The organism is Pseudomonas sp. GW823-FHT01D03 (assembly GCF_058798255.1).
In genome coordinates, this window is record NZ_JBXAKK010000001.1 from 378,259 (window position 1) to 394,262 (window position 16,004).

Annotated in this window: 1 protein-coding gene; it reads right to left on the reverse strand. The window is 61.9% G+C overall.

Annotation, left to right across the window (positions count from 1 at the left end; translation table 11 throughout):
* Window positions 1–28: 28 nt before the first annotated feature.
* Window positions 29–15,667 (reverse strand): LapA family giant adhesin, encoded by a 15,639-nt coding sequence (locus AC1RBR_RS01695; protein ID WP_492562678.1) that lies wholly within the window; start codon window positions 15,665–15,667, stop codon window positions 29–31.
* Between the last annotated feature and the right edge of the window lie 337 nt (window positions 15,668–16,004).

Genomic DNA, 16,004 nt, shown 5'->3' on the forward strand with positions numbered 1-16,004 from the left:
CCCAAGGGGCGGCCGTTTTGTTCACGCATCAGCTGTTGTTGTGGTCGACCTTGATGGTCGGATCGCTGCCGGCAATCAGGTTGTGAATGTTGGCACTCGACCAGTTGTTGCCTTCCAGTTTGATCGTCACGTCCGGCGTGGCGGCTGCCGCATCGCCGGAGTTGAACTTGCCCGCCGAGCTGACTTGCAGCGACGACGTGCCATCAACCGTGGTGATCTTCAGGAAGTTGTCGATGGTGCTGCCGGTTTCACCCTGCAGCAGATCGCGCAGGTCGATGCGGTCGCCTTCACTGGCCTTGAAGTCCTTGATCACATCGTTGCCGGTGTCGCCCGCCTTCCAGACGAAGGTGTCGGCACCGGAACCACCGATCAGGATGTCGTTGCCCTTACCGCCGATCAGCGTGTCGTTGCCGGTGCCGCCGAGCAGGATGTCATTGCCCTTGCCGCCGTCGAGCAGGTCGTTGCCGCCCGAGCCAAACAGGATGTCGTTACCTGCGCCGCCCAACAGCGTGTCGTTACCGTCATGTGCACCGGACACATCGAACGCCTGATAGTGCTCGGTGATGTACTGGTGCACGTTGCTGGTGGTGACTTTGCTGACGTCGACCCCGGTTTCCTTGGCCACGAACGCCTGCATCGCCTGATAACCCTCACCGGCAATGCCGTTGAAGCTCACCAGGTCGCCGAACAGGATGTCGTTACCGTCGCCACCGCTGACGGTGTCGTTGCCCGGCATCGTCGCTTCGGTGTGGCCGATGATCGAGTTGGCCAGATCCTTCGGATCGATGTTGGTCTGTGGCGTCTTGTCCGAGTCGTAAGGTTTCAGGTCGTTGAGGCTGACATCGTTGTTCAGTCCGATAGCCTCGACGTTCGACAGACCGCTGAGCAGGGCAAAGCCACTGGTCGAGTTACTGGTCGTTGACGAGTTGGTGCTGTTACCGGTACCCGCCAGATTGGACAGCTCATAAGTGCCGTCGCCCTGCGCGTGGATGGTGCCCAGATTAGAGCTGCTCCAGCCCCACCACGAATTGTAGGTTTGCAGGGTCACGGTGCCGGCGCTGTTGATCGTCAACGCGTGGGTATTGTCGATGTAGGTGCTGAAGGTGTCGCCCGGCTTGTAGTTGCTGGTTTTCACCACGTCGTCGAGCTTCACGTTGCCGTACAGCGTCGGGTTGGTCTGTTCGCCGCTCTGGTAGTAGGTCGGCTGGCCGTCGGTGATGAAGTACGTGAGGTTCTTCGCGCCGGTGTTGGCCACCGCGTCAGCGCTCTGGAACCAGTTGGCCGTGGTCTTGAAGACGTCCTCGTAGTTGGTGCCGCCGCCGGAGGCCATCGAGTCCAATACGGCTTTAAGTTGCGTCAGCGCGTTCGGGTCGTTGAGGTTCACCGACACCGACTTGTTGACCTGGGTATCGAAGTCCACCAGGAAGATGTTTACCGTCCCCGAATTGCTGCCGCCCAGGCTCTGCTTGAGACTGTTGAACACCGAGGTCAGCGAGTCTTTGGCTGCGTTGAGCGACGAGGCGCTCATGCTGCCCGAGCTGTCGACCATGAACGCGATGTTGTAGTTGGTGCCCGGCACTACGGTCAGACCGCCGATGTCGGCGACCATGATGTCGTTGCCATCGGTGCCGTTGAAGGTGTCATCGCCAGAAGTACCGACCACCGCGTTGTACACCGCCGGCACCACGGTGACCGGGATGGTCGCGGTGCTGCTTGCCGAGCCGCCGACCATCTCGGTGGAGGTCGAGGTCACGGTCAGGTTGAACTGGCCGTTGTAGTAGGTCGGCGGGGTCACGGTCAGACTGCCGAGGTTCCAGCCGGTGACGTTGGCTTCGCCATTGCTTGCGGTGACGGTGAAGCTGTGGCCATTACCGTCGGAAAGGACCGAGCCGACCGGCGCGCCGCTGATTTTCACGCTCAGGGTTTCCGAGCCGTCGGTGTCGGTCAGCGCGGTGTTGATCGCCGACAGTTTCACCGTGGTGCCCTCGGCGCCGGTGTTGAGCTTGTAGCCGTCGTAATAACCTTCGCCGTTGCTGCCATGCAGGTCGGAGACGGTTACGCCGGCATTCACCAGATCCTGCACGCCGGTGTAGATCGGCACGCCGGCGCTGCTCAGGTCGATCGGCGTGCTGCCATTGACCGACAGGTTCACGTCATAGCTGCCCGGGCCGCTCTGGTTGTGGTGGTAGATGTCCAGGGTGTAGTAGCCGCTGGTGGTCGGGGTGAACGAACCACTGATCGCGCCACCCGCGCCCCAGGTACCTGACGCCACGCTCTTGCCGCCAATGGTGATCAGCAGGCTGTCGTCAGCCACGCCGCTGAAGCTGTAGGTCTTGCCGGCTTCCAGATAGATCAGGCCGGAGGTTTTCGACGCGGTGCCGGCGGTCACACTGCCGTCGGACTGCACGTTGGTCACGTTGGTGCTGGAGTTCGGGGTACCGGCGCCGTCGATCACGTTTTTCAACGTGGTCGAGTCAGCGCCGTTGCCGTTGGTGCCCAGGCCCGGCAGGCCGGTCCAGACTTCCTTGACCAGTCCGGTGGACTTCACGCTGTTGTCGGCCACGCTCACGGTCGGTGCATCCGCCACCGGCGTGATGTCGATCTTCACGGTGCCGGTGTTGCCCAGCAGCTGGCCGTCGGTTGGCTGGAACTTGATCTGTGCGTAGTCGGCCTGGTTGTTGCCCATGCCGGTGCCGCCGTAACCGTTGACCCCCGATTCGTTGGCATCCGGCATGAAGCGCAGCTTGCCGGCGTCGATGTCAGCCTTGCTGAAGGTCTGGTTGTTGGCGACGTCTTTCCAGGTCGAACCGTCCAGGTATTGCAGTTTGCCTTCGCCCGGCAGCTGGGTGATTTTGATGCCCAGGCTGCTGGCCGGGCTGTCGACGTCGGTCACACCGAAGGTCGACCAGCCGAGGAGCAGCGGCGTGTCTTCGGTGCCGGTGACGTTGCTTGGCGCGGCCACCGGAGCGTCGTTGACCGCCACTACATTGACCGTGGTGGTCGCGGTGTTGGAGTAGTTGCCGCCATCGGTCACAGTCACGGTGATGATCCGTGGCACGGTGCTCGGGTTTTCACTGCTGTTGGTGAAACTAATGTTCTTGATCGCCTGCATGTAGTCGGCGAGCGTTGCGTTACCCGACAGGGTCAAGGTCACGGTGCCGTTGGTGCTGTTGGCATTGATGGTGATGCCGTTGACGCTGTTGCCCAAGTTCAGTGCGTCACCGTCCTGACGGTTGGTCAACACGATGGTCGCACCGGTCAGCATGGTGCTGTCCGGATCGGTGATCGTCAGGTCAGTGTCGGCAATCGACACGCCGGCGCCCGGGGTGTTTTCGGTGAACGTGACCTTGTAATCGGCACCGGTGGCGCCGCTGGAGTTGTTGGCATCGAGGTCGATGACCGGTGGCGCATCGTTGTCGATGATCGAGGTGCTGACGCTGCCGTTGGTGCTGCTGACGGCCAGGTTCTCGAAGTTGCCGCCGGTGGCCGAGTCGATCTTGACCACGAAGTTCTCGGTGCCTTCGGTGATCTTGTCATCGATGGTCGCGACGTTGAACTGCGCGCTGCTGGCGCCTGCCGGGATCTTCACGGTGTACACGCCAGTGAAGTCCGAACCGTCGGCGGCGGTGCCGCTGTAGACGATTTTCAGGGTCACGTCGGTTTGCGCCGGGTGGGTCAGGCTGACGGTGTAGCTGGCGGTCTGGCCTTCGGTCACCGAGGTGCTGCCGGTGATGCTGACGGTGGTGGTGTCGATGGTATCGGCGACGTTGGTCACGGCCGGTGTCGTGCTCGGTACCAGGTTCTCGAAGTTGCCACCGCTGGCGTTGGTGATGGTCGCCTGCACGCTGCCGGCGTCTTTGTAGACGTCGTCAGCCGGAGCGGGAACGGTCACGGTGCCCGTGGTTTTACCGGCGTCGATGGTGATCACCGAACCGTTGCTCAGGGTCACGGTCACCGGCGAGCCGGCGGCGTTGCTCAGGGTCGCGGTGTAGGTGATCTGGCCGCCCTCGTTCACCGCCGGGGTCGCGCTCAACGACAGGTTGGTGGTGTCGACGGTGTCGGTCACGGTGGTGCTGACCGGGGTCTTGTCGGCTACCAGATTTTCGTAATTGCCGCCGCTGACGTTGGTGATCGCATTGGTCAACGGTGCGTGGCCGGTCAACACGTCGTTCGGCGCAGTGGTGGTCACGGTGCCGGTGGTTTTGCCGATGTCGATGGTGATCGTCTGGCCGTTGGACAGGCTTACGGTCACTGGCGAACCGGTGACCGGAGCGCCGACAGTGGCGGTGTAGGTGACGGTGCCACCCTCGGCCACAGTACCCGTGGCGGTGAGTTTCACGCCCGTGGTGTCGATGGTATCGGTAACGCTGGTCACGGCTGGCGCGGTGCTTGGTACCAGGTTTTCGAAGTTGCCACCTGTCGCCGACTTGATGGTCGCCTGCACGGTGCCGGCGTCTTTGTAGACGTCATCGGCTGGTGCAGGAACAGTCACGGTGCCGGTGGTTTTGCCTGCATCGATGGTGATCACTGCGCCGTTGCTCAGGGTCACGGTGACTGGCGAGCCAGCAGCGTTGGTCAGGGTCGCGGTGTAAACGATCGAGCCACCTTCGGCCACGGTGCCGGTCGCACTGAGCGACAGGTTGGTGGTGTCGACAGTGTCGGTCACGGTGGTGCTGACCGGGGTCTTGTCGGCAACGAGGTTTTCGTAGTTGCCGCCGCTGACATTGGTGATCGCGTTGGTCAGCGGCGCATGGCCGGTCAACGCATCGTTCGGTGCGGTGGTGGTCACGGTGCCGGTGGTCTTGCCGATGTCGATGGTGATGGACTGGCCGTTGGCCAGAGTCACCACGACTGGCGAACCTGTGACTGGCGCACCGACGGTGGCGGTGTAGACGACGTTGCCGCCTTCAGCCGCTGTACTGGTGGCAGACAACTTCACGGTAGTGGTGTCGATGGTGTCGGTGACGCTGGTCACGGCCGGTACGGTGCTTGGTACCAGGTTTTCGAAGCTGCCGCCGCTGGCGTTGGTGATGGTTGCCTGCACGGTGCCGGCGTCTTTGTAGACGTCATCAGCCGGGGCAGGAACGGTCACGGTGCCAGTGGTTTTGCCGGCGTCGATGGTGATCACCGCGCCGTTGGACAGAGTCACAGTGACCGGCGAGCCAGCCGCGTTGGTCAGTGTCGCGGTGTAGATGATCGAACCGCCTTCGGCGACCGTGTTGGTGGCGCTCAGGGACAGGTTGGTCGTATCGACAGTGTCGGTCACAGTGGTGCTGACCGGTGTCTTGTCGGCCACCAGATTTTCGAAGTTGCCGCCGCTGACGTTGGTGATCGCATTGGCCAACGGTGCGTGGCCGGTCAACACGTCGTTCGGCGCTGTGGTGGTCACGGTGCCGGTGGTTTTGCCGATGTCGATGGTGATCGTTTGGCCGTTGGACAGGCTTACGGTCACTGGCGAACCAGTCACAGGCGCACCGACGGTGGCGGTGTAGGTGACGGTACCACCTTCGGCCACGGTGCCAGTGGCGGTGAGTTTCACGCCCGTGGTGTCGATGGTGTCGGTGACGCTGGTCACGGCTGGCGTGGTGCTCGGCACCAGGTTTTCGAAGTTGCCACCGCTGGCATTGGTGATGGTTGCCTGCACGGTGCCGGCGTCTTTGTAGACGTCATCAGCCGGGGCAGGAACGGTCACGGTGCCAGTGGTTTTACCGGCGTCGATGGTGATCACGGCGCCGTTGCTCAGGGTCACGGTGACTGGCGAGCCAGCAGCGTTGGTCAGGGTCGCGGTGTAAACGATCGAGCCACCTTCGGCCACGGTACCTGTAGCGCTGAGCGACAGGTTGGTCGTATCGACAGTGTCGGTCACGGTGGTGCTCACCGGGGTCTTGTCGGCTACGAGGTTTTCGAAGTTGCCGCCGCTGACGTTGGTGATTGCGTTGGTCAACGGTGCATGACCGGCCAACACGTCATTCGGCGCAGTAGTGGTGACAGTACCGGTGGTTTTACCCACTTCGATGGTGATGTTCTGACCATTGGCCAGAGTGACGGTCACTGGCGAACCGGTTACCGGTGCACCAACGGTCGCGGTGTAGGTGACGGTACCGCCTTCAGCAGCAGACTCGGTCGCGGTCAGTTTGACCGTGGTGGTGTCGATGGTGTCAGTAACATTGGTGACTGCAGGAACAGTGCTCGGCACCAGGTTCTCGAAGTTGCCACCGGTAGCAGTCGAAATGGTCGCTTCGACTTTGCCAGCGTCCTTGTACACGTCATCGGCAGGCGCCGGAACGGTCACGGTGCCGGTGGTTTTACCGGCGTCGATGGTGATCACGGCGCCGTTGCTCAACGTCACGGTAACCGGCGAGCCGGCAGCGTTGGTCAGCGTCGCGGTGTAAACGATCGAGCCACCCTCGGCCACGGTGCCGGTCGCGGACAGCGACAGGTTGGTGGTGTCGACGGTGTCAGTAACCGTGGTGTTGACCGGGGTCTTGTCGGCAACGAGGTTCTCGTAGTTGCCGCCGCTGACGTTGGTGATCGCGTTGGTCAGCGGCGCATGACCGGCCAGCGCATCGTTCGGTGCGGTGGTAGTGACGGTGCCGGTAGTTTTACCCACTTCGATGGTGATGTTCTGACCGTTGGCCAAGGTCACCACAACCGGCGAACCGGTGACTGGTGCACCGACGGTTGCGGTGTAGGTGACGGTACCGCCTTCAGCAGCAGACTCGGTCGCGGTCAGTTTGACCGTGGTGGTATCAATGGTGTCGGTGACGTTGGTGACGGCCGGAACGGAGCTCGGCACCAGGTTTTCGAAGTTGCCACCGGTGGCATTGGTGATCGTTGCCTGAACGGTGCCGGCGTCTTTGTAAACGTCGTCCGCTGGTGCCGGAACGGTCACGTTGCCAGTGGTTTTGCCCGCTTCGATGGTGATCACGGCGCCGTTGGACAGGGTCACGGTCACTGGCGAGCCAGCCGGGTTGGTCAGGGTCGCTGTGTAGATGATCGAACCACCCTCGGCAACCGAGTTGGTAGCGCTCAGGGACAGGTTGGTCGTATCGACAGTGTCGGTCACAGTGGTGCTGACTGGCGTTTTGTCAGCCACCAGACTCTCGTAATTACCGCCGGTCACGCCAGTGATCGCGTTGGTCAGAGGAGCATGACCAGTCAACGCATCGTTCGGTGCGGTGGTAGATACAGTGCCGGTGGTCTTGCCGACTTCGATGGTGATGTTCTGACCGTTGGCCAACGTCACTACGACCGGCGAACCGGTCACTGGGGCACCGACAGTCGCGGTGTAGGTGACGGTACCGCCTTCAGCGGCAGACTCGGTCGCGGTCAGTTTCACCGTGGTGGTGTCGATGGTATCGGTAACGTTGGTGACGGCCGGAACAGTGCTAGGCACCAGATTCTCGAAGTTGCCACCGGTAGCAGTGGAAATGGTTGCTTCGACTTTACCGGCGTCTTTGTAAACGTCGTCCGCCGGCGCAGGAACAGTTACGGTGCCAGTGGTTTTACCGGCTTCGATGGTGATCACTGCGCCGTTCGAAAGAGTCACGGTGACTGGCGAGCCAGCGGCATTGGTCAAGGTCGCGGTGTAAACGATCGAGCCACCCTCGGCCACGGTGCCGGTCGCACTGAGCGACAGGTTGGTGGTGTCGACGGTGTCAGTAACGGTGGTCGAAACCGGCGTTTTGTCGGCGACCAGATTCTCGTAATTGCCACCGGTCACGCCGGTAATCGAGTTGGTCAGTGGTGCATGCCCGGTCAGCGCATCGTTCGGTGCTGTGGCGGTCACCGAACCAGTGGTCTTGCCGACTTCGATGGTGATGTTCTGCCCGTTGGCCAAGGTCACGACAACCGGCGAACCGGTGACCGGCGCACCGACGGTCGCGGTGTAAGTCACGGTGCCGCCTTCAGCCACCGAAGTATCGGCGCTGAGCTTCACGGTGGAGGTGTCGATGGTGTCGGTGACTTCGGTCACTGCAGGAACAGTGCTTGGGACGAGGTTCTCGAAGTTGCCACCGGTGGCGCTGGAAATGGTTGCTTCGACTTTGCCAGCGTCCTTGTACACGTCATCGGCAGGCGCCGGAACGGTCACGGTGCCAGTGGTTTTGCCCGCTTCGATGGTGATCACGGCGCCGTTGGACAGGGTCACGGTCACTGGCGAGCCAGCCGGGTTGGTCAGGGTCGCTGTGTAGATGATCGAACCACCCTCGGCAACCGAGTTGGTAGCGCTCAGGGACAGGTTGGTCGTATCGACAGTGTCGGTCACAGTGGTGCTGACTGGCGTTTTGTCAGCCACCAGACTCTCGTAATTACCGCCGGTCACGCCAGTGATCGCGTTGGTCAGAGGAGCATGACCAGTCAACGCATCGTTCGGTGCGGTGGTAGATACAGTGCCGGTGGTCTTGCCGACTTCGATGGTGATGTTCTGACCGTTGGCCAGGGTCACGACCACAGGCGAGCCGGTCACTGGCGCGCCGACGGTCGCGGTGTAGGTGACGGTACCGCCTTCAGCAGCAGACTCGGTCGCGGTCAGTTTCACCGTCGTGGTGTCGATGGTATCGGTGACGTTAGTGACCGCAGGAACGGTGCTCGGCACCAGGTTTTCGAAGTTGCCACCGGTAGCAGTGGAAATGGTTGCTTCGACTTTACCGGCGTCTTTGTAAACGTCGTCCGCTGGCGCAGGTACGGTTACGGTGCCAGTGGTTTTACCGGCTTCGATGGTGATCACTGCGCCGTTCGACAGGGTCACGGTGACTGGCGAGCCAGCGGCATTGGTCAAGGTCGCGGTGTAGACGATCGAGCCACCCTCGGCCACGGTGCCGGTCGCACTGAGTGACAGGTTGGTGGTGTCGACGGTGTCAGTAACGGTGGTCGAAACCGGCGTCTTGTCGGCGACCAGATTCTCGAAATTACCGCCAGTCACGCCGGTGATCGCGTTGGTCAGAGGAGCATGACCGGTCAACGCATCGTTCGGCGCGGTGGTGGTGACGGTACCAGTGGTTTTACCCACTTCGATGGTGATGTTCTGGCCGTTGGCGAGAGTGACGGTCACTGGCGAACCAGTTACCGGTGCACCAACGGTCGCGGTGTAGGTGACGGTACCGCCTTCAGCGGCGGACTCAGTCGCGGTCAGTTTCACCGTGGTGGTATCGATGGTGTCGGTCACGTTGGTGACCGCCGGAACGGTGCTAGGCACCAGGTTCTCGAAGTTGCCACCGGTAGCGCTGGAAATGGTCGCTTCGACTTTACCGGCGTCTTTGTAAACGTCATCGGCAGGTGCCGGAACGGTCACGGTGCCCGTGGTTTTACCGGCTTCGATGGTGATCACCGCGCCGTTGGACAGCGTCACGGTCACCGGAGTACCGGCCGGATTGGTCAGGGTCGCGGTGTAAACAATCGAACCACCTTCCGCCACCGAGTCGCTGGCGGTCAGGTTCAGGTTGGTGGTGTCGACGGTGTCCGACACCGAGGTGTTCGCCGGTGTCTTGTCGGCCACCAGGTTTTCATAGTTGCCGCCGGCAACCTTGTCGATGGCCACGCTCAGCGAGCTGCCGCCCGCCAATGGGCTGTTCGGCGCAACGAAATTCACGCTGCCGGTGGTCTCACCGACGGCGATGGTGATGGTCTGGCCGTTGGACAGGGTCACGACGACTGGCGAGCCGGTTACCGGTGCGGTCACGCTCGCGGTGTAGGCCACGGTTTCGCCTTCGGCGACGTTGGCGGTAGCGGTCAGCGACACGGTGGAGGTGTCGATGGTGTCGTTGACGGTGGTCACCGCCGGAGTGTTGCTGGTGACCAGGTTTTCGAAGTCGCCACCGGTCGCGCCCTTGATGGTCGCTTCAACGGTGCCGGCGTCCTTGTAGACGTCATCCTTCGGTGCATCGACGGTCACGGTGCCGATAGTTTTACCGGCGTCGATGGTGATCACCGCGCCATTGCTCAAGGTCACTGTCACCGGGGTGCCGGCGGCGTTGGTCAGGGTGGCGGTGTAGGTGATCTGGCCGCCTTCGTTCACCGCCGGAGTCGCGCTCAGCGACAGGTTGGTGGTGTCGACAGTGTCAGTCACGGTAGTGCTGACCGGTGTCTTGTCGGCGACGAGGTTTTCGTAGTTGCCGCCGCTGACATCGGTGATCGAGTTGTTCAGCGGTTCGTGACCGGTCAGCGCATCGTTCGGTGCTGTGGTGGTGACGGTGCCGGTGGTCTTGCCGATGTCGATGGTGATGGTCTGACCGTTGGCCAGGGTCACAACAACAGGTGCGCCAGTCACTGGAGCGCCAACAGTCGCGGTGTAAGTGACGGAGCCGCCTTCAGCCACCGAAGTATCGGCGCTCAGCTTCACGGTCGAGGTATCGATGGTGTCGGTGACTTCGGTAACGGCTGGAACGGTGCTTGGCACCAGGTTCTCGAAGTTGCCGCCTGCAGCATCCTTGATCGTGACTTCGACCTTGCCGGCGTCTTTGTAGACGTCATCGGCTGGCGCTGGAACAGTCACGGTACCGGTGGTTTTACCGGCTTCGATGGTGATCACCGAGCCGTTCGACAGGGTCACGGTGACTGGCGAGCCAGCGGCATTGGTCAGCGTGGCGGTGTAGACGATCGAGCCACCCTCGGCCACGGTGCCGGTCGCACTCAGCGACAGGTTGGTGGTGTCGACAGTGTCGGTCACGGTGGTGCTGACCGGAGTTTTGTCGGCCACCAGATTCTCGTAATTGCCGCCGCTGACGCCAGTGATCGCGTTGGTCAGTGGTGCATGACCATTCAACGCATCGTTCGGTGCGGTGGTGGTCACGGTGCCGGTGGTCTTGCCGACTTCGATGGTGATGTTCTGACCATTGGCCAGGGTCACCACGACTGGCGAACCAGTAACGGGTGCGCCAACGGTCGCGGTGTAGGTAACCGTGCCACCTTCAGCAGCAGACTCGGTCGCGGTCAGTTTGACCGTGGTTGTGTCAATGGTGTCAGTGACTTCAGTCACTGCCGGAACAGTGCTCGGAACGAGGTTCTCGAAGTTGCCGCCGGTTGCACCGTTGATGGTGACTTCGACTTTGCCGGCATCTTTGTAGACGTCATCGGCAGGGGCCGGAACGGTCACGGTGCCAGTGGTTTTGCCCGCTTCGATGGTGATCACCGAACCGTTGGACAGGGTCACGGTGACTGGCGAGCCAGCAGCGTTGGTCAGGGTCGCGGTGTACGTGATCGAACCGCCCTCGGCGACCGAGTTGGTGGCGCTGAGCGACAGATTCGTCGTGTCCACGGTGTCAGTGACGGTGGTGCTGACCGGGGTATTGTCAGCGACCAGATTTTCGAAGTTGCCACCGGTGACGCCGGTGATCGAGTTCGTCAACGGTTCGTGACCCGTCAGCGCGTCGTTTGGCGCGGTGGTCGTGACGGTGCCGGTGGTCTTGCCGACTTCGATGGTGATGTTCTGACCATTGGCCAGGGTCACCACGACTGGCGAACCAGTAACGGGTGCGCCGACGGTGGCGGTGTAAGTGACAGTGCCGCCTTCAGCTACCGAAGTGTCGGCGGTGAGTTTGACCGTCGACGTATCGATGGTATCGGTAACTTCGGTAACAGCCGGAACGGTGCTCGGCACCAGGTTCTCGAAATTGCCGCCTGCTGCGTCTTTGATCGTGACTTCAACCTTGCCAGCGTCTTTGTAAACGTCATCGGCTGGTGCTGGAACGGTCACGGTGCCGGTAGTTTTACCGGCTTCGATAGTGATCACCGAGCCGTTGGACAAGGTCACGGTCACCGGAGTACCGGCCGGATTGGTCAGGGTAGCGGTGTAGACGATCAAACCGCCTTCCGCCACGGTGCCGGTGGCGCTCAGGGTCAAGTTGGTGGTGTCGACGGTGTCGGTGACGTTGGTCGAAACCGGGGTTTTGTCAGCGACCAGGTTTTCGTAGTTGCCACCGCTCACTTCAGTGATCGCGTTGGTCAGTGGCTCGTGACCGGTCAACGCATCGTTCGGTGCGGTGGTGGTCACGGTGCCAGTGGTTTTGCCCACTTCGATGGTGATGGTCTGACCGTTGGCCAGGGTCACAACAACCGGCGAGCCAGTCACCGGCGCACCGACAGTGGCGGTGTAAGTGACGGTGCCACCTTCAGCCACCGAAGTATCGGCGGTCAGTTTGACGGTCGAGGTGTCGATGGTGTCAGTCACTTCAGTGACCGCAGGGACGGTGCTCGGCACCAGATTCTCGAAGTTGCCGCCGGTTGTTCCGGTAATGCTGACTTCCACTTTGCCGGCGTCTTTGTAGACGTCATCGGCAGGTGCTGGAACCGTTACGGTGCCAATGGTTTTGCCGGCCTCGATGGTGATGACCGAGCCATTGCTCAAGGTCACGGTCACCGGAGTACCGGCCGGATTGGTCAGGGTTGCGGTGTAGACAATCGAACCGCCTTCCGCCACGGTGCCGGTCGCAGTCAGCGACAGGTTGGTGGTGTCGACGGTGTCGGTCACGGTGGTGCTGACCGGGGTTTTATCCGCGACCAGATTTTCGTAGTTGCCACCGCTCACGTCAGTGATCGCGTTGGTCAGTGGCTCATGACCGTTCAACGCATCGTTCGGCGCAGTGGTGGTGACGGTGCCGGTGGTTTTACCCACTTCGATGGTGATGGTCTGGCCGTTGGCCAGGGTCACAACAACCGGCGAGCCAGTCACCGGCGCACCGACAGTCGCGGTGTAGGTGACGGTGCCGCCCTCGGCCACCGAGGCATCGGCGGTCAGTTTGACGGTCGAAGTATCGATGGTGTCAGTGACTTCGGTGACAGCCGGAACGGTGCTCGGAACAAGGTTCTCGAAATTGCCACCGCTGGTTCCGGTAATGCTGACTTCGACTTTGCCGGCATCTTTGTAGACGTCATCGGCTGGCGCCGGAACGGTCACGGTTCCGGTGGTTTTGCCGGCTTCGATGGTGATGACGGAGCCATTGCTCAGGGTCACGGTCACCGGGGTGCCGGCCGGATTGGTCAGGGTCGCGGTGTAGACGATCGAACCGCCTTCAGCGACGGTGCCGGTGGCACTCAGCGACAGGTTGGTGGTGTCGACGGAGTCGGTCACGGTGGTGCTGACCGGCGTCTTGTCGGCGACCAGATTTTCGTAGTTGCCACCGCTCACGCCAGTGATCGAATTGCTCAGCGGCGCCTGGCCGTTCAGCACGTCGTTCGGTGCGGTGGTGGTCACGGTGCCGGTGGTTTTGCCCACTTCGATGGTGATGGACTGACCGTTGGCCAGGGTCACGACAACTGGCGAACCGGTCACGGGCGCACCGACGGTGGCGGTGTAAGTAACGGTGCCGCCCTCGGCGACCGAGGTGTCAGCGGACAGTTTGACCGTCGAAGTGTCGATGGTATCGGTCACTTCGGTGACCGCAGGGACAGTGCTTGGCACCAGGTTTTCGAAGTTGCCGCCGGTTGCACCGTTGATGGTGACTTCGACTTTGCCGGCGTCTTTGTAAACGTCATCGGCAGGCGCCGGAACCGTCACGGTGCCGGTGGTTTTACCCGCTTCGATGGTGATCACCGCGCCGTTGCTCAGGGTCACGGTGACGGGCGAGCCGGCAGCGTTGGTCAGGGTCGCGGTGTAGACGATCGAGCCACCCTCGGCCACGGTGCCGGTCGCACTCAGTGACAGATTGGTGGTGTCGACGGTGTCGGTAACGGTGGTCGAAACCGGAGTTTGGTCGGCGACGAGGTTTTCGTAGTTACCGCCACTGACGTTGGTGATGGCGTTGGTCAGCGGTGGGTTGCCAGTCAGCGCATCGTTCGGCGCGGTGGTGGTCACGGTGCCGGTGGTTTTGCCGACTTCGATGGTAATGATCTGACCGTTGGCCAGGGTCACGGTCACTGGTGAACCGGTCACAGGTGCACCGACGGTGGCGGTGTAAGTGACGGTGCCGCCCTCAGCGACCGAAGGATCGGCGGTCAGTTTGACGGTCGAGGTATCGATGGTGTCGGTGACTTCGGTGACCGCCGGAACGGTGCTCGGCACCAGGTTCTCGAAATTGCCGCCGGTAGTGCCGGTGATGCTGACTTCGACTTGGCCGGCATCTTTATAGACGTCATCGGCAGGCGCGGGAACGGTCACGGTGCCAGTGGTTTTGCCGGCGTCGATGGTGATGACGGAGCCGTTGCTCAACGTCACGGTCACCGGGGTGCCCGCCGGATTGGTCAGGGTCGCGGTGTAAACGATCGAGCCGCCTTCAGCGACGGTGCCGGTGGCGCTCAGCGACAGGTTGGTGGTGTCGATGGAATCGGTGACGGTGGTGGTGGCCGGCGTCGTGTTTGGCACCAGATTCTCGAAGTTGCCGCCGGTCGCACCGGTGATCGTGGTGCTGACGGTGCCGCCGTTGTTGTAGACGTCGTTCGGCGCGGTCGGCACGTTGACCGTGCCAGTGGTCTGGCCGGCTTCGATGGTGATGATCGAACCGTTGGACAGGGTGACGGTGACCGGCGTCTGTGCCGGATTGGTCAGGGTCGCCGTGTAGGTGATCTGGCCACCTTCGACCACGCTGCCGGTGGCGGTCAGGGTCAAGCCGGTGGTGTCGCGCGAATCGACGATGTTCGTCACGACTGGCGTCGTGTTCGGCACCAGGTTCTCGAAGTTGCCGCCGGTGGCACCAGTGATGGTGGTGCTGACGGTACTGCCGTTGTTGTAAACGTCATTCGGCGCGGTCGGCACGTTGACGGTGCCGGTGGTCTGGCCGGCTTCGATGGTGATGGTCGAACCGTTGGACAGGGTGACGGTCACCGGCGTCTGCGCCGGGTTGGTCAGTGTCGCGGTGTAAGTGATCTGACCGCCTTCGGTGACGCTGTTGCCAGCGGTCAGGGTGACGGTGGTGGTGTCGATGGTGTCGGTGACCTGGGTCGTGGCCGGGGTGGTCGGCGGGGTCACGGTGATGCCGTTGCCGCCGGTGGTGCCGGTGACGGTCACATCGATCTGGGTCGGGTCGTTATATACGGTGTCGTTCGGTGCCAGCGGCACGTTGACGGTGCCGGTGGTGGAGCCGGCCGGAATCACGATCACCGAGCCGTTGGACAGAGTGATGGTCAGGTCGGTCAGCGGCGCCTGGGTCAGGGTCGCGGTGTACACCAGCACGCCGCCGGCTTCGGTGATGGTCGGCGTGGCGCTGAGGCTCAGGGTCGACTCACGCAGGGCGTTGGTGGTGGTGTCGGTGGTCTGGCCGCCGGTGGTGTTCTGTGCCACTTGTGCGCCGGAGTTGATGCCCGCAGTCGGGAAGCCGATGGTCGGATCGACGCGGCCCGCGGTGGCATCGAGCATCACGAAGCTGTGACCGCCGCCTGCCGCGCCGCCAGTGCCTGCGGCGGTAGCGCCGGCAGCGGTGGCTTCAAGGGCGGTGGTCGGGTCGGCGCCGGCGGCGATGGCCTGCTGCAGCTCGGCTACAGACGGCGCGGCCTGCGCGGTGGCTTCGGCCAGGTCAGTGCTGGAGTCGGGCGCGTTGGCGCTCCACTGGGTTTCACGGCCCAGGTCCAGGGTGCGGCCATCCGCCAGTTCCAGCGACACGGCGCCGGAGAGGCCGGTATCGATCTGGTCGCCGACGAACAGGCGATCGCCTTCAACGAGCACGCGGCGTACACCCTCGGGGGAGACCACGAATACTTGACCGACAATGCTTTTGACGATGGCAACAACACTGCTCATTGAAGACTCTCCGGGTGTCACGTTCAGTTGACTTCCATAGCCTGATGGCTTCGGCGCCGATTCAGTCTGGACGTACTTTTAAAATTTGCGAATCAAGTTTGACGCTGTTTTTCGTCAATATTTTGGCTAGATTCTTTCGCTATTAACTTTATGCCAAACTATTGACCTTCTGGGTGCCATCCTAAACAATCGCCCCACTAATGTCACATTGATATTTCCGCGGCGACCTGTCCCTTAGCGTGTGATCCAGTTCCTATTTTGAACTTTCCGACATACGGTCATTCCGGTTGCCAATCATCCGACGCAGCAGCACGTTTTGCTGTGATTCAAGACAAGA